This window comes from Burkholderia sp. 3C, assembly GCF_054589155.1.
Map to the genome: position 1 here is coordinate 140346 of NZ_BAAILN010000119.1, position 16201 is coordinate 156546.

Here is a 16201-nt window from a genome sequence, read left to right on the forward strand (position 1 = left end):
AAAAATTGAAATTTGCCGATGAGGCGGGGTGATGCTCGATTGGTACCGATTTCAATCGTAGGATTTTTTAGCGTGATCGATACCCGCGGCGGCGGCCGCCGGGGCAGGTCGGATCGATGTGATAGCGCAGTCGGCGGGGCGGCCGTGCGGATGTCGCGGGGAAAAGCGGCGTTCACGTCGCCGCTTCGTGCATCGCTGTCAGCGGCTGGCGAGAGCCGCCGGCGGGGCCGACGAGGCCCGGATGATGATTTCGGCATCGCACTCGATGCTCGCGGGGGTGCCTGCGCCCGAAAGCGATTCGAGGATCATCTGCGCGGCCTTGCGGCCGATTTCCGCGCTCGGCACGCTGACGGTCGTGATCGGAATCGGCAGTTCCGACATGACTTCGAAATCGTCGAAGCCGGCGATCGTCAATTCGTTCGGCACGTCGTAGCCCGATTTCGCGGCTTCGAGCATCGCGCCGATCGCGAACGTGCCGTTGCCGCAAATGATCGCGGTGGGCGGCTGAGGCGTGCTCATGATCTGCGAAAACAGCTTGCGGCCGACGCCGACGCCCCAGAATCCCTCGGCCATGTGTGCCGCGGAAATGCCGAGCCCGTGCTCGGCAAGCGCATCGCGCACGCCCTCGCGGCGTGCCCACGCGCGGTCGTTGGAATCCGCGGTTTGCGACAGCATGGCGAAGCGGCGGTGCCCCAGGCCCAGCAGATAGGTCGTGAATTCGAAGAACGCCCGGCGATTGTCGATGCCGACGCAGAGATGTTCGCTGTCCTTTCGATAGGTGAACGTATTGACGTACGGCACGCCGCGCTGGGCGAGCGTGGCGTAAAGGTCGGGATGATGGGATTCGCCGACCAGCACGACGGCGTCGACGCCGCGTTCGAGCATGTTGCGGATCTGGTTGTACTCGCGTTGCGTGTCGTATTGCGAGCAGCCGAGCAGCAGCGTATAGCCGGCGGATTCGAGCGCTTCCTGCAGTTCCTGGATGGCGGTGGCGAAGTGCTCGTTGGAAACGGTCGGGAACACCGCGCCGATCGTGCCGGTCCGCTGCGTGGCGAGCGCCCGCGCCGCGGCGTGCGGCACCCAGCCCAGATGATTGATGGCCGCCGCGATGCGTTCCCTGAGCTCGTTCGAGACGGCTTCCGGGCGATTCATCATGCGCGAGACCGTCGCGGATGAGACGCCGGCGAATCTTGCGACGTCGCGGAGGGTGACGCTGGTGGTGGATCGAGGCTTTCTCGATTCCGTTGCGGCTTCAGTCGTCGATTTTTCTTTGGTCATGCATGGCCCGGGCGATTTCGCGGTTGGCCCCGATTATAACGAGCCGAATCTGCGCTCGGGCGGTGGTTTCGGTGGCGGGCTGCTGCTGCCGGTGGAGCGGTGTGGAGGTGAATCGAGAATAAAAGGTACCGGTTACAAAATAGCCGTCCAACTTGGGATTTTTTCCGTGATGGTGGCTTTGAAGCGTTCAAAGGCACTGATGGCTCGGATATTCAGGGTTATCCCTCGGCTCGGGGATAAATACTTGAACACATATTTGAGACCGGTTACATTGCATCCGACATGCCGCACGTCGGTCCCGGTCAATCAGCCATTCAACGCCCTATGCAACGAATTACACCTGACGAAGCCGCAGCGCTGCTGCGCACTGGCGATTCACTTCTCATCAGCGGATCGGGCGGCGGCCATGCCGTGCCCGAGGCCTTGCTGGCAGCGGTCGAGCGACGCTTCCAGAACGAACGGCAGCCGCGCGCCCTGACCTCCATCAGCGTCGTGGGCATCGGCGACCGTGTCTCGCTGGGCGCCTGCCACCTCGCGCACGACGGCCTGCTGAAGCGGGCCATCACCGGGGCCTTGATCGATTCGCCGGGGTTGCTGAAGATGGCCGCCGAAAACCGGATCGAGGCTTATACGCTCCCGCAAGGCGTGCTCTCGCAACTGATGCGGGAAATGGCGGGCGGCCGGCCCGGGCTGATCACGAAAACCGGCTTGCATACCTTCGTCGACCCGCGCCAGCAAGGTGCGCGTCAAAGCCCGATGACCGAGGAGCCGCTGGTCGAGGTGATCGAGCTCGACGGCGAGGAATGGCTGCGCTTCAAGCCGTTCCCGATCAATGTCGCGTTCCTGCGCGGCACGACCGCCGACGAGGACGGCAACGTCACCATGGAGCAGGAGGCCGTGCTCGGCGAGATGATCGCGATGGCGCAAGCCACCCGCAGGGCAGGCGGTGTCGTCATCGTGCAGGTCAAGCGCATGGCCTGCCGGGGCACGCTGCCGCCGAAGCAGGTCAAGATTCCCGGCATCCTGGTGGATTTCGTGGTGGTCGATCCCGAGCAGCGCCAGACCTATGCGACGGACTACGATCCGAGCTACGCCGGAGAATTGCGCGTGCCGCTCAACGAAATCAAGGCGCTTCCGTTCGGCGCGCGCAAGGTGATCGTGCGTCGCGCGGCGATGGAGCTGTATCCGGGGGCGGTGTGCAATCTGGGGGCGGGCGTTTCCACGGGGCTGTCGACCATCGCGGCGGAAGAGGGGCTGCTTGATTCGGTAGTCCTGACCAACGAGCAAGGCCTGATCGGCGGCGCGCCGATCACGGGCCGCGATTCAGGCGGCGCGCAGAATTTCTCCGCGATGATCGAGCAGACCTCGCAGTTCGATTTCTACGACGGCGGCGGCCTCGATCTCGCCTTCCTGTCGTTCGCGGAAGTCGATGCGAAGGGCAATGTGAACGTCAGCCGGTTCGGCGACAAGATTGTCGGCGTGGGCGGTTTCATCAATATCAGCCAGAACGCAAAGCGCGTGATTTTCAGCGGCACGCTGACCGCGGGCGATCTCGATGTTCAGTGGGAAGGCGGCCGCACGCACATCGTTCGGGAAGGCAAGCATCGGAAATTCGTCAATTCGCTGGAGCAGATCTGCTACAGCGCGGCGCTCGCGCACGGCAAGGGCAATACGGCGTTGTTCGTCACGGAGCGCGCGGTGTTCCGCGTCAATGCCGAAGGCCTGGAATTGATCGAAGTGGCGCCCGGGATCGATATCGAACGCGACATCTTTGCTCAGATGGATTTCCGCACGCCCGTCGCCCGGGACGTTCGCGAGATGGACGCGCGCCTGTTTTCAGCCGACCTGATGGGCATTGCCGGCGAGACCTTGCGCCGCGAACGCCGCTATCGATCGGAGCGCGTCGCGCAATGGTATCGGAGCCACGAATGAGCCCGGCTTCGTCGATCACCGGCCGCACGCGTTTGTACGCGATCGTCGGCGACCCGATCGAGCAGGTGCGCTCGCCGCAGGTGTATTGCGAGGCGTTTGCGAACGCGGGCGTCGATGCGGTGCTGGTGCCCATGCATATCGCATCCGGCGAGATCCACGACGTATTGCCCGCCTTGCTCAAGCTGAAGAATCTCGATGGCGTGCTGGTCACCGCGCCGTTCAAGGCAGACGCGAACGCGATCGCCGCCGATGTGCATCCGCGCGCCCGGCGCGTGGGCGCGGTTAATGCGTTGCGGCGCGGCGCGGATGGCCAGTGGTTCGGCGACATGTTCGACGGCGAAGGCTTCGTGCGCGGCATCTTCGCCCATGGCCATGCGGTGAAGGGGCGGCGTGCGCTGGTGCTCGGATGCGGCGGGGCGGGCGCGGCCATCGCCGGCGCGTTGATCGACGCCGGTGTCGGCGCGCTCACGCTGTTCGACCCCGACGAACAGCGTGCGCGGAGCGTCGCGCAACGCTTGTCGAACGATGCCGGCGCGTGCGAAGTCATGACAGGAAGCGCCGATGCCGTCGGAAAGGACCTGATCGTCAACGCCTCGGTGGTCGGCATGCGCGATTCGGATGGCCTGCCCGCCGAACTGGGGCCGCTGGCCGCCGACGTGCTGGTGGGCGATGTCGTGCTGCGGCCGGCGGATCATCCGACCGCTTTGATCAGGCATGCAAAGCAATCTGGCTGCCCCGTCGTGACCGGCACCGACATGCACACCGGTCAGATCGCCGCGATCCTCGATTTTTTCGGCATTCGTGCCGCTTGATCCATCTTGGGAAAACCCGACCATGTCGATTCTCGGTTCGGCTGTCGTTCTGATCTGGAATGACGTCATCGATAGTGCGCGCGGCCAGTTTTATGAATGGCACAACAAGGAGCACATTCCCGAGCGCCTTGCGCTCGACGGTTTCATGCGCGGCCGACGCTATCGCGGCGCCGATGCATCCCCGGAATGGTTGACCGTGTATGAAGCGGCCGATTTGGGCGTGCTGACCGGCGCGGCCTATCTGGCGCGCCTGAACAACCCGACGCCGGCCACGCTGGCCACGGTCGAGCATTTCCGGAACACCACGCGATCGCTCTGCCGGATCGAATACTCGGTGGGCGAAAGCAGCGGCGCCCACGCCGTGACCATGCGGCTCAAGCAGGACGCCGCGGCCGGCGGCGATCTGAAGGACTTCGTCGCCACCCGCGTGTTTCCCGCCGTGCTCGACCGGGCCGACGTGGTCGCCGCCCACGTGTTCGCGACCGATCTCGATGCCAGCAACGTCGAAACCCACGAAGCGAAACAGCGGGGCGGCGCGGGCGATCTGCCGGCTCGCGTCGCCGTGGTGGAGTGCACGACCGAGGACGGTGCGCGCGCGGCGGCGCAAGAAATGCGCGATGCCGACTGGTCGAGCATTGGCGTGACGTGCGCCGCGCCGCAGGTCTATACGCTCGAAATCAGCCATCTGAGCAAGTCGCTCTGATCGCTGGTCAACCTCAATCTATTGGAGTTTCATCATGAAATTGGTACGGTTTGGTCCCGTCGGCCAGGAAAAGCCGGGGCTGCTCGATGCCGACGGCAACATTCGCGACCTGTCGCAGCATTGCGGCGATTTTGATCCGTCGTTCTTTGCCGGCGGCGGCATCGCGAAGCTTCGCAGCCTGGATTTGACCGCGCTGCCGATCGTCGGCGGCACGCCGCGTCATGGCTCGTGCATCGCGCGCCCGGGGAATTTCATCGCGGTGGGTTTGAACTACGTGCAGCACGCCATCGAAACCAACGCGCCGATTCCGCAAGAGCCGATCCTGTTCAACAAGGCCCCCTCGTGCATCGTGGGGCCGAACGACAAGGTGCTGTTGCCGCTGAAATCGACCAAAGCGGATTGGGAAGTGGAAATTGCGCTGGTGATCGGCAAGCGCGCGCACAACGTCGGCGAAAGCGATGCGCTGGATTACGTCGCCGGTTATTGCGTGTGCAACGATGTGTCGGAACGTGCGTTTCAGCTCGAGCAAGGCGGCCAATGGGTCAAGGGCAAGATGGCGCCGACGTTCGGCCCGCTCGGGCCGTGGCTCGTTACCGCGGACGAAATCGACGACGTGCAGAACCTGCCGTTGTGGCTTGAACTGAACGGCGAGCGCATTCAGAACTCGTCGACGTCGGACATGATCTTCCCGATCCGCAAGCTGGTTTCGTATATCAGCGAATTCGTCATGCTCGAACCGGGCGACGTGATCACGACCGGCACGCCGCCGGGCGTCGGCCTCGGCATGAAGCCGGAAAAATATCTGAAGCCGGGTGACGTGATGAAGCTCGGTGTGGAAGGGCTGGGTGTCCAGCAACAGACGGTAGGCCGTTGGGGTGACCAGCATGACTGAGGCCAGACGCAACGGATACCGCTTCGACGATCTCTATGTGGGCATGACGTTTCGCAGTCCTGGCCGAACCATCACGGATGCCGATCTGGTCGGTTTCGCTGGGCTGACCGGCGATTTTTCCGAACTGCATACGAGCGACGTCTATGCGAAGCACAGCCAGTTCGGTCGCCGCGTGGCGCACGGGATGCTGGGCCTCGCCTATGCGCATGGCCTGATGTGGGCGCGCACGGGCGAGCTTCGAGAAACCGCCATTGCGTTTCTCGGCATCAACGACTGGAAGTTCGCCGCGCCGCTGTTCGTTGGCGACACGATGTTCGTCAACTATACGATCCGGGAATTGCGCGACAGCAAATCGAAGCCGACGCAGGCCGTTGCGCTGTTCGACGTCGAAGTGGTGAATCAGAGCGGCGAGGTGGTGCAGCGCGGCACCAAGGCGCTGCTCTGTTCGAAAGCGCCGCTCGCGGCGGTCGAGCAGTCCGCCTGATTCCGGTCGTCGTCGCGTACCGAATCGCCCGATTCGGTACGATCCGCCCTCAACGCGGCAGCCACTCCGGCCTGCCGCTGCCGAGCGCCGGCGTGGTGCCCGGCCACGTGCACGGCGTCTCGGACATCTTCAATACCGGCCCCATCGTCTTGAGGTCGCCGTAGACGGTGCCGTCGTCATGCACCGCCAGCGCGTCGAACTCGGGGGGCGTCAGCGCCCCCGGCGTGTTGGCGAACGCGTCGAGCAGGCCTTCGCGCTGCATCAGCATCGCCGATTGACACAGCGACACCTGCACCCGATACGATCCGCCCTCGCGCGCCCGGCGCGCCAGCGCCAGCATCGCGCCGAAGCTGGCGAGGAACCCGGTCAGGAAATCGCAGGTGAACACGGGCGTGAGCTGCGGCCGGCCGATGCCGGTCGCCAGCCCCTGCGTATGGCAGATGCCCGTTACGGCCTGCGCCACCTGATCCCAGCCGGCGCGGTCGGCGAACGGGCCGCCCGAGCCGTAGCAGTTCACCGATACGTGGATCAGGCCCGGCCGCAGCCGCACCAGTTCGTCCACGCCGTAGCCGTGCGCGGCCAGCCGCTGCGGGCGATAGCCGTCGATCACCACGTCCGCGCCCGTCACCAGTTCGCGCAGGCGCGCGGCCTCGTCGGCAAGATCCATGTCGAGGAAGCAACTGCGCTTGCCGTGGCTCGTGTCGCGCACGAACGACGGCACCTGCGGCAGATGCGGGGCCGTGACCATCAGCACATCGGCCCCGTGTTCGACCATGCCGAGCCCGGCCGTCGGGCCGGCCAGGATGCGCGTGTGATCGAGCACGCGGATGCCCGAGAGCGGGCGATCGCCGGGCGGCAGCGGTTCGGGCGTGCTGTCGCCCACGCGCGTGATCTCCACCACCGGCCGGCTCGCCAGATACGCGCCGTGCGGATGCGCGAGCCATTCCTCCGGAGTGCGAACCTTGCCCGCGCAGGCGAGGTTCGCGGCGATTGCATCCTCCAGCGCGTCGGATTGCCAGCGCGCCACGCCGGCGCGCACCGAGTCGACGGTGCTGCGCGCATCGAGCACGTCGAGCACGCGCCGTTCGAGGTGGGGCAGGTTGGTGTGCGGCAGCACCCAGCGGCCGTCGGCGCATTGCCACGGTTGGGTCAGCGCGACCATGTGCTTCATCGCGTCGGAATACGGGATCGGCCGATAGTCGCCGTGCTCGTCGCGGCGCAGCGTCATGTCGCCGCCGTAGCGCGAGGTGGCGGCGGCCGCGCGCGTATCGATGCCGATGCGCTGGCGGCGCCCGGTGCGCAGTTCCCACAGATCGTTCGCGGCGACGCCGCGCGCCGCGAGCGCGGCGGCCGACACTTGCCCGATCTTGAACGGCGAGGCGTAGAGCGGGTCCGAGCCGGTGATCCGCACTTCGTCGGCGTCGAGCGGTGCGCCGCCGCGAATGGTCATCAGTTCGGCGAAAGCGTTGGAGTGGAATGGGGTCATCAAGGCAAACCTCGTTGAAAACGGGAGAAACACGACCAATCGATCAGGACAGCTCAACAGCCGGGCTGCGCAAACCGCTGCGTTCGAGCAGCGACACCGCGAAACAGACGGCGAACGCCAGCGGCACCGTCACGAGCGCGGGCGGATCGAGCGTGACGGCGGGCGTGGCGAAGCCGAGCACCGACACCCAGATCGACGGCCCGAGGATCGTCAGCACCAGCGAGGCGAGCAGGCCCGCGCTGCCGCCGCACAGCGCGCCGAGCGTGGTGAAGCGCTTCCAGTAGATGGCGAGGATCAGCACCGGAAACGTGGAGGAGCACGAGATCGAGAAGGCGAGGCTGATCATGTAGGCGATGTTCTGGCTGCGGAACGCGAGGCTCAGCGCCACGGCCAGCGCGCCGATCGCCACCACGGCCAGCTTCATCACGCGCATTTCGCCGGCATCGTGGTCCGCCTCATGGCCCGCTGCACGATCGGCCTTGCGGCGGAACAGGCTGCCGTAGATGTCATGGCTGATCGCGGTCGCACCCGACAGCGTGAGCCCGGCCACCACGGCGAGGATCGTGGCGAACGCCACCGCCGCGAGAAAACCGAACAGCACGTTGCCGCCGAGCGCATAGGCGAGATGCAGCGCCGCCGTATTGCCGCCGCCGATCAACGCGCCCTTGGCGTCGAGGAACTGCGGGTCGAGCCGCAGCAGGTAGAGCGCGCCGAAGCCGATGATGAAGATCATCGCGTAGAAGCTGTTCATCAGGATCGTGGCCCACAGCACCGAGCTGCGCGCGGCCTTCGCGTCGGGCACGGTGAAGAAGCGCATCAGCACGTGCGGCAGGCCGGCGGTGCCGAGCATCAGCGCGATGCCGAGCGAAAACGCTGACAGCGGATGATTGGCGAAGCCGCGCGGGCCGAGGATGCCGGCGCCGTCGTGGTGCAGGGTGGCGGCATTGGCGAGCAGCGTCGAATAGCGGAAGCCGTTGTGGCGCAGCACCAGCACGCACAGCAGCGCGCAGCCCGAGATCATCAGTACCGCCTTGACGATCTGCACCCAGGTGGTGGCCATCATGCCGCCGAACGCCACGTACAGCACCATCAGCGCGCCCACCAGCAGCACCGCGTAGAGGTAGTCGACGCCGAACAGCACCTCGATCAACTGGCCCGCGCCGACCATCTGCGCGACCAGGTAGAACAGCACGATGACGAGCGAGGCAATCGCGGCGAACAGGCGAATGGAGCGGCCTTCGAGGCGTGCGCCGACCACGTCGATGAACGTATAGCGGCCGAGCTTGCGCATCCGGCTCGCCATCAGGAACACGACGATTGGCAGTCCTGTCGTATAGCCCACCGCATAAACCAGCCCGTCGAAGCCCTTCGAAAACACCAGCGCGGTGAGGCCGAGCAGCGCGCCGGCCGACATTGCGTCGCCGGCGATCGCCAGCCCGTTCTGCCAGCCGGTGATGCGTCCGCCCGCCGTGTAATAGTCGCTGGCCGTGCGCGTGCGGCGTGCGGCCCACGCCGTGATGCCCAGCGTGATGGCGATGATGACGAGGAACAGCGCGATCGACACGCCGTTGGCGGCGCGCAGCACCGTGCCGGCCGCGAAGGCTTGCGGGCTGGCGAGCGCGCTGCCTGCCGCCAGTATCGTGAGGAGAGGAATCCTGTTCATCTCAATGCTCCGGGCTGCGGTTGGCGACGCTCACGTAGGCCGCCGTCAGGACGATGCCGCATACGATCACGGCGAGGCCCGCCACGAACGACAGCGGCAGGCCGAGATGCAGCGGGTCCTGCCGCAGCAGCGCGGGCTGGAACGTGCACAACGACATGAAGCCGAAGAACACCAGCACCTGAACCACGGTCAGTGCGATGCCGAGGCGTGTGTGTTCGTCGTCGCCGTCGTGGCGCGAGGGGCGGAGAGGGGGCAAGTCAGTCGTGTTCATGGTCGCCTGCGAGTGATGAGCGGGTTCGTGAGTGATCCGAAGATCCCGGTGCCGGCTGGCAGTGCTGCCGTCGCTGGCTACTCACGCAGGGCATATGCCACTGCGGGCGATCTTCACGGATCGAGATGCGAGCGTTTCGGATCCGTGATGGCTCGGGGCATGGCGGGGCGATGCGAGGCGTTCGATGCCGTCTTTGGCGTTGAATTCGCGCAGTGGCGAGCGAGGTGACGCTTGAAACGGTGCGTGATGCGCCGCGCCGTCATGCACCAAGGACGGATGTTTTCGGTGGCGGTGCGTCGAATCGGGGCGTGCTTGTGTCGTCAGGGTGCATCGTCGAAGGGCGCGACCGGCATGTCGGCTCGCTGTACCGTCTGGTGCGGATATTGCGTGCCGCTGCATCTATCTGGATGACGCGGCAAGAAGGGAGTGACGGAATGGATTCGGGCGATCTGATTTATTTTGCGGCCGTGGCGCGCACCGGCAGCATCACCAAGGCGGCGCTGTTTCTCGATACGGTGCAATCCAACGTGACGCAGCGCATCCGGCGTCTGGAGGACGAGCTCGGCGTGCCGCTGTTTCACCGGCACGGCCGTGGCGTGTCGCTGACGCCGGCCGGCTCGCAGCTACTGCCCTACGCCAGCCAGATCGATCACATGATGACCGAAGCGCGGCGCGCGATCGAAAGCGATTCGGTGCCGGGCGGCATCCTGCGGGTCGGCTCGATGGAGACGACGGCGGCGGTGCGCTTGCCCGAGGTGCTGGTCGAATACGCGACCGACTACCCGCGTGTGGATATTTCGTTCTCCACAGGGACCACGCAGAGCCTGATCGACGACGTGCTCGAACGGCGGCTGGATGGCGCGCTGGTTTGCGCGCCGGTCGATCATGTCGATCTGGTCGCGGATGCGGTGGTGACCGAGGAACTGGTGGTGGTGACGGCGCCGTGGGCACGCTACCCGCAGAGCCCCCATTTGCCGGTCTGGGCCGAATCGCGCGGCGAACTGAAGATCGCCATCTTCCGCCACGGTTGCGCCTATCGGGCGCGGCTCGAACGCCAGTTGATCCGGCGCGGCGTGACCAGCATCAAGCGCATGGAGCTGGGCACGCTCGACGGCATTCTCGGCTGCGTGCGCGCCGGCATCGCCATCAGCCTGCTGCCGCGCTCGGTGGTGGAACCGCTGGCGGCGGCCGGCAAGCTCGCGATCCATGCGCTGGCGCCCGAGGACAGCCATGTCGAGACGGTGCTCGTGCGCCGCCGCGATGCGTTCGTGTCGCTGGCGTTGAGCCGCTTCGTCGACAAGCTGCGCGAGCACATGCCCGAGCGGCCGGCGCGGGCGGAAGAAGCGATCGCGCTGCGGCCCTGAGCGGGAAGGAATGCGAAATGAATGCCCTCGGGGCCGGTCAATCGCCAGGATTGGCGTCTCCGTCCGGCGTGCTGGCCTCCCAAGGCACTTCGAACAGGCTGGTTTGAAATGCCGTCATTTCCGCGCTTTGAATCGACAGCGCGTGGTGTTCGGCCTTCGACGAAATGAAGGCCACCGTAGCGTCGTACAGGTAAGTGGTCACGCCTGCATCGATCGCGGCAACCGCGTCGCTTCGCCAAGTTCGAACGAGGCGAGGTAGAAATCGGCCTGGTGCCCGTCATTGCCCGCCAACTGCCATATCTCCACGAGCTTCATGCTTCTGCTCCGGGTCACCCGGTTGCCGGTTTCCTGCGTGTCTGCGCGCGCGCGCCGGCCGCCGCGGCCGTGCGCGTGCCTTCGTATTGCAACTCTCGGGTCGTGTCGAGAATGAAGCGCCGCAGCCACGCGTTTTGCGGATCGTCGTTGCGTGAGGCCTTCCACACCATGAACACCCGAAATGCCGGTGTGGTGATGGGGACGGGGCTGACGGTGAGCCGCGCGATGCGCGCATAGGCGTGCGCGGCGAAGGTGGGCAGCGTGGCGATCGCGTCGCAATACACGAGCGAGGCCAGCGCGCCCGAAAAGTGCGTGAACGACGCGCTGACGCGGCGCGGAATGCCCTCGCTTTCCAGCAGGTCGTCGACGAAGCCGCGCCGGCCGTCGCGCGACACGCGCACGTGAGGATGCGCCAGATATTCATCGCGCGTGATCGGGCTCTTGATGTGAAGACGCGGGCCGTCGTACAGGCACGAGTACGACGACGAGAACAGGATCTGCGATGAGTAGTGCGAACTGAGCGCCTTCGGCTCGGACACCAGCGCCAGATCCACCGCGTCGTCGGCCAGCGCCGATTTCCACAGCGTGCTGTTGGTTTGCAGGAACGCGAGGCTGATCGACAGATTGCGCGCGGCCCCTTCATTGACGAGCATCGGCGAGACGCAGCTTTCGATATCGTCGGACAGCGCGATGTTGAACACGCGCGCCGAGGTTTCCGCCGCGAACGGCGCCTTGCCGTCGATCATGACCGCGATCGCGGCCAAGGCTTCGGTCACCTTGGGCGCCAGTTCGAGGGCGCGCCGGGTCGGGATCATGCCGCCTTCGCCGCGCACGAACAACTCGTCGCCGAAATTCTCGCGCAGCCGCCGCAGCGACGAGCTGACCGCGCCCTGCGTCAGATTCAGGATCTCGGCCGCACGCGTCACGCTGCGCTCGCCCATCACGCACTGAAACACCACCAGCAGGTTCAGGTCCAGGCGGCTGATATTAGCCACGTTAATGACGCTCATTTTTATCAATCGTTTGATTAAAGCAAGGGCTCATTTAACACTGGCGCCGGCACGTCATGCAACTGCGCGTGCAACCAATCTATCGGGGCTGGAACCCGGATCAACAGGGGAAATCGTATGACGAACACTGCTGTCGCGACGCACGGCGAGGTGGCCGACGACGAGCGCGTCGACTTGCGCAAACGCTCGCTCGCCGTGGGTATCGGCAATTTCATGGAATGGTTCGACTTCGCGATCTACGGCTATTTCGCGTCGATCATCGGCAAGACCTTCTTTCCGTCGAGCGCGCCCGGCATCTCGCTGCTCTCCGCGCTGGCGGTGTTCGCGGTGGGGTTCATCTCGCGACCGCTCGGGGCGCTGGTGCTGGGGCCGATCGGCGATCGGCTCGGGCGCCGCGCGGTATTGATCGCGACCGTGTTCGGAATGGGCGTGTCGACCACGCTGATCGGCTTGCTGCCAGGCTATGCCACGCTCGGCCTGGCCGCGCCGGCCCTGCTGGTGGTGTTGCGCTTCCTGCAAGGGATGATGGTGGGCGGCGAGTGGTCGAGCGCGGGCATCTACATCGTCGAGAGCGCACCGAGAGCGCGCCGCGCGCTCGCCGCGAGCGTCATCACGGGCACGGCCGCCGCGGCGTTCCTGATCGGCACGTTCATCGCCGCGCTGTTGTCGATGTGGCTGAGCGATGCCGATCTGGCGTCGTGGGGCTGGCGCCTGCCGTTCGTCGCCTCGGTGTTCATGACCGTGGTGGCGATGTATATCCGCCGCCGCCTGGGCGACACGCCCGTGTACGAGGAAGTGCAGCGCAAGCGCGCGATGAACGGCGTCGAAGCCGTGCCGAAGGGCGAGCGCTGGCGCGCGATGGTGATCACGTTCGCGTTCTCGGCGCTGTTCGGTGTTTCGTTGTACTACTTCATCGCCTACGCGAACAACCATCTGACGCAGACGGTCGGGCTGTCGAAGACGGCATCGCTGTGGCTTTGCAGCGTGGCCCTGGTGCTCTACACGATCTTCCAGCCGCTGGTGGGCCGCCTCAGCGACAGGATCGGCCGGCGCCCGCTGGTGCTGGCCTCGGCGCTCGGCCTGACGGTGCTCGCCTATCCGATCTTCCTGCTGATGAATACCGGCAACTACCTCGCGATCCTGGCCGGCCTGATCGTGCTGGCGGCGCTGGTGGCGGTGACGGCGGTGATGGACGTGGTGTTGCTGGTGGAAGTGTTCCCGGCGTCGATCCGCTCGACCGGGGCCGCCGTCGGCCACAACCTCGCGCTGGCCGTGCTGGCCGGCCCCGGCCCGTTCGTGGCCGCCGCGCTGATTCGCTGGTCCGGCAACCCGAACATCCCGGCGTGGTACCTGGCCGGCATTTCATTCGTTTGCTTCGTCATCCTCTATTTCATGTTGCCGGAGACGAAGGAGCGGGACATCGCGCAGGGCTGACCTGAAGCCGTGCGCGCTGGGCCCTGTTACCCACCTTAAAAAACTGGAGTTGCACGATGTTCAAAGCTGCTGTCGTACAAGCCGCATCCGTTCCGTTCGAGCCGATGAAAAGCGCGGAGAAGGCCGCCGGCCTGATCCGCAGCGCCGCTCGCGAAGGTGCGACGTTGGCCGTGTTTCCCGAGGCGTATCTGGGCGGCTATCCGAAAGGCGCGGCGTTCGGCACCCTGGTCGGCCGTCGCACCGATGGCGGCCGCGCGCACTTCCTGAAGTACCTGGAAGGCGCGGTGACGCTCGACGGCCCGGAATTGGCCTTGCTGGCCGACGTGTCGACCGAAACGGGCGTGCACGTGGTGATCGGCGTGATCGAGCGCTCGGGGCGCACGCTGTATTGCACGGGCGTGACGCTCGCGCCGGGCAAGGGCGTGGCCGGCTATCACCGCAAGCTGATGCCGACCGGAACCGAGCGGATCATCTGGGGCTTCGGCGATGGCTCGACCATCGCGCCGGTGGAGACGCACATCGGCTCGATCGGCACGGTGATCTGTTGGGAGAACTACATGCCGGCGCTTCGTCAGGCCATGTATTCGCAAGGCACGGAGATCTATTGCGCGCCGACCGCGGACGATCGCGCGAGCTGGGCGCCGTCGATGATCCATATCGCGCTCGAAGGGCGCGTTCACGTCCTGAGCGCCTGCCAGGCGATTCGTCTGGACGAATACCCGGCGTTCTTCCGCGACGATTTCCATCTGGAGGCGGGCGAAGCCGATTACATCATGCACGGCGGCAGCATGATCGTCGATCCGCTGGGCAAGGTGCTGGCCGGCCCGGTGTTCGATACGGAAACGATTCTCTACGCCGACATCGATACCGCGGTGGGCCGCGCCAGCAACCTCGATTTCGACGCGGTCGGCCATTACTCGCGTCCCGACATTTTCAAACTGAGCGTGAATACCGCACCGATGGCGCCGGTGACGTTCTCGGCGGAGTAAGCCGAGCCGGGCGGGCCGTTGCGCGCGTCGCGGAACGGCCCGCCCGCGCCACGCGAATCAACGGTCCGCCAGCTTGCCGGAAATCGAACGGACGAATATCGCGCCGAGCGCCATCGAGACGGCCACGGCATAGAGGCCAAACCGATTGTCGTGCGTCCAGACGTTCAACAGGCCGACCATATAGGGCGAGACGAAGCCGGCCAGGTTGCCGATGCAGTTGATGGCGGCAATCCCGATCGCGGCCGACGTGCCGGCGAGAAACGCCGAGGGAATCCCCCAGAACAACGAGAGCGCCGAGAGAATGCCCGAGGCGGCCACGCTGAGCGCGACGACCGTCCACATCGGCTGCCCGGTGACGGCGCCGCTGGCCGCGAACGCAGCGGCGCCGATCACCAGCGCGACGGAAAAGTGCATGCGACGCGAGCGGAAGCGGTCCGCGCTCATGCCCGTCAGGACGATCACGGGCACCGACACGAGATACGGAATCGCCGACAGCCAGCCGATCACCTCGACGTCGCGTATGCCGCTGTCCTTGATGATCGACGGCAACCAGAAGCTGATGCCGTAGAGCCCGATGATCTGGCAGAAATAAACGGCACACAACTTCCAGATATTGCGATCCTTGAGAAACGCCTTCGCATTGCCGTGCTCGGTTTTTTGCGCATCTTCGAGCGCGATCGCCGTCGTCACCTCATGCTTTTGCGCTTCGGTCAGCCAGCGTGCATCGTGCGGCCGATCGACCATCAGCACGAGCACGGCGAAGCCGGCAAAGAAGGCGGGCAAGGCTTCCAGCAGGAACAGCCATTGCCATCCCGCCATCGTGCTCGAATGGGCGAACGAATGCAGGATCCAGCCGGACGCGGGGCCGCCCACGACTCCGGCCAACGGAATGGCGATGTAGTAGAGGCCGAGTGCGAAGCCGCGTTTTTTCGCGGGAAACCAGTAGGTGAGATACAACATGATGCCCGGCGAAAAGCCCGCTTCGGCGACACCGAGCAGGAAGCGCACGAGATAGAACTGCGTAGGCGTTTTCACCAGCAGCGTCAACGCCGAGATGATGGACCAGGTGATCAGGATGCGCGCGATCCACCGGCGCGCGCCGATCTTGTGCAAGGCGAGATTGCTTGGCACTTCGAAGAAGAAGTAGCCGATAAAGAAGATGCCGGCGCCAAACCCGTAAACGGCATCGCTGAATTTCAGGTCGGACAACATCTGCAACTTCGCGAAGCCCACATTCACGCGGTCCAGATACGCGCAGAGATAGCAAAACACGATGAACGGCATGATGCGCCAACTGATCTTTCGGTAAACATCGACCTTCGAATGATCGCGTGCTCGAGGGTCGACGGTGCTGTCGTAGGAACTCATGTCTCCTGCCTCCTGTGGATACGCCTTGTCATGTTTTCCCCTCGCTCCACGCGCCCGCGCGTATCTTCGCGCCTGGTGGCCCGTGCGCCGATGCGGCGCTGCCGTCGGCAACCGGGGTTGCCGACGGTACGAACGAGTTCGATCGGTCAAGCAGGATCGCCGCGGCGATCCGGGTGATGCGTCAGGATGCGATTTTCTCG

The 16201-nt window shown here is 65.3% G+C and carries 16 protein-coding genes; 9 read left to right on the forward strand and 7 right to left on the reverse strand.

What is annotated here, in order from left to right; all coding sequences use genetic code 11:
* Positions 1-198: 198 nt before the first annotated feature.
* A complete protein-coding gene (locus tag ACYP33_RS23895; protein WP_459624196.1) occupies positions 199-1155 on the reverse strand; it encodes a LacI family DNA-binding transcriptional regulator in 957 nt (318 codons plus the stop codon).
* Here ACYP33_RS23895 and ACYP33_RS23900 point away from each other — a divergent pair.
* Genes ACYP33_RS23900 through ACYP33_RS23925 form a run of 6 tightly spaced genes read left to right on the forward strand, consistent with a single transcriptional unit; the run spans position 1154 to position 6101 of the window.
* The gene (locus ACYP33_RS23900; RefSeq protein ID WP_459624224.1) at positions 1154-1756 is read left to right on the forward strand and encodes a hypothetical protein; all 603 of its coding nucleotides are present in this window, start codon (positions 1154-1156) and stop codon (positions 1754-1756) included. The two genes, ACYP33_RS23895 and ACYP33_RS23900, sit on opposite strands and share 2 nt — an antisense overlap.
* Positions 1663-3210 (forward strand): acyl CoA:acetate/3-ketoacid CoA transferase, encoded by a 1548-nt coding sequence (locus ACYP33_RS23905; RefSeq protein WP_459624219.1) that lies wholly within the window; start codon positions 1663-1665, stop codon positions 3208-3210. The genes ACYP33_RS23900 and ACYP33_RS23905 overlap by 94 nt, the downstream gene beginning before the upstream one ends.
* Positions 3207-4022, forward strand: coding sequence for a shikimate dehydrogenase family protein (locus ACYP33_RS23910; RefSeq protein WP_459624197.1), 816 nt, complete (start codon positions 3207-3209; stop codon positions 4020-4022). Before ACYP33_RS23905 ends, ACYP33_RS23910 begins: the two co-directional genes overlap by 4 nt.
* A gap of 22 nt (positions 4023-4044) precedes the next feature.
* Positions 4045-4725 carry a hypothetical protein gene (locus tag ACYP33_RS23915; protein ID WP_459624198.1) on the forward strand — a complete coding sequence of 227 codons (681 nt, stop codon included), beginning with the start codon at positions 4045-4047 and terminating at the stop codon, positions 4723-4725.
* Positions 4726-4759: 34 nt separating this feature from the next.
* Positions 4760-5617 (forward strand): fumarylacetoacetate hydrolase family protein, encoded by an 858-nt coding sequence (locus ACYP33_RS23920; protein ID WP_414447136.1) that lies wholly within the window; start codon positions 4760-4762, stop codon positions 5615-5617.
* Positions 5610-6101 carry a MaoC/PaaZ C-terminal domain-containing protein gene (locus ACYP33_RS23925; RefSeq protein ID WP_414447137.1) on the forward strand — a complete coding sequence of 164 codons (492 nt, stop codon included), beginning with the start codon at positions 5610-5612 and terminating at the stop codon, positions 6099-6101. The genes ACYP33_RS23920 and ACYP33_RS23925 overlap by 8 nt, the downstream gene beginning before the upstream one ends.
* Before the next feature lie 49 nt (positions 6102-6150).
* On the opposite strand, the gene ACYP33_RS23930 is transcribed toward ACYP33_RS23925, so the two are convergent.
* The 3 genes from ACYP33_RS23930 to ACYP33_RS23940 are packed head-to-tail and all read right to left on the reverse strand — an operon-like array spanning position 6151 to position 9521.
* A complete protein-coding gene (locus ACYP33_RS23930; RefSeq protein ID WP_459624199.1) occupies positions 6151-7587 on the reverse strand; it encodes a CoA transferase in 1437 nt (478 codons plus the stop codon).
* A gap of 43 nt (positions 7588-7630) precedes the next feature.
* Complete coding sequence (locus tag ACYP33_RS23935; RefSeq protein WP_459624200.1) at positions 7631-9250, reverse strand: sodium:solute symporter family transporter; 1620 nt, start codon at positions 9248-9250, stop codon at positions 7631-7633.
* Between the two features lies 1 nt (position 9251).
* Positions 9252-9521 carry a DUF485 domain-containing protein gene (locus ACYP33_RS23940; protein WP_459624201.1) on the reverse strand — a complete coding sequence of 90 codons (270 nt, stop codon included), beginning with the start codon at positions 9519-9521 and terminating at the stop codon, positions 9252-9254.
* A gap of 434 nt (positions 9522-9955) precedes the next feature.
* Here ACYP33_RS23940 and ACYP33_RS23945 point away from each other — a divergent pair, with 434 nt between their 5' ends.
* A complete protein-coding gene (locus ACYP33_RS23945; protein ID WP_459624202.1) occupies positions 9956-10885 on the forward strand; it encodes a LysR family transcriptional regulator in 930 nt (309 codons plus the stop codon).
* A 37-nt stretch (positions 10886-10922) separates the two neighbouring features.
* Here the strand turns inward: ACYP33_RS23945 and ACYP33_RS23950 are convergent, their stop codons facing one another.
* Complete coding sequence (locus ACYP33_RS23950; RefSeq protein ID WP_459624203.1) at positions 10923-11087, reverse strand: hypothetical protein; 165 nt, start codon at positions 11085-11087, stop codon at positions 10923-10925.
* Positions 11088-11214: 127 nt separating this feature from the next.
* Positions 11215-12210: a LysR family transcriptional regulator gene (locus tag ACYP33_RS23955; RefSeq protein ID WP_459624204.1), complete on the reverse strand. Its 996-nt coding sequence runs from the start codon at positions 12208-12210 to the stop codon at positions 11215-11217.
* A gap of 117 nt (positions 12211-12327) precedes the next feature.
* Between ACYP33_RS23955 and ACYP33_RS23960 the strand changes: the two genes are divergently transcribed.
* On the forward strand, positions 12328-13644 hold the full coding sequence (locus tag ACYP33_RS23960) for an MFS transporter (RefSeq protein ID WP_459624205.1): 1317 nt from the start codon (positions 12328-12330) through the stop codon (positions 13642-13644).
* Between the two features lie 56 nt (positions 13645-13700).
* Positions 13701-14633, forward strand: a complete 933-nt coding sequence (locus tag ACYP33_RS23965; protein WP_459624206.1) for a carbon-nitrogen hydrolase family protein — start codon at positions 13701-13703, stop codon at positions 14631-14633.
* 57 nt (positions 14634-14690) lie between these two features.
* On the opposite strand, the gene ACYP33_RS23970 is transcribed toward ACYP33_RS23965, so the two are convergent.
* Positions 14691-16001, reverse strand: a complete 1311-nt coding sequence (locus tag ACYP33_RS23970; protein ID WP_459624220.1) for an MFS transporter — start codon at positions 15999-16001, stop codon at positions 14691-14693.
* Between the last annotated feature and the right edge of the window lie 200 nt (positions 16002-16201).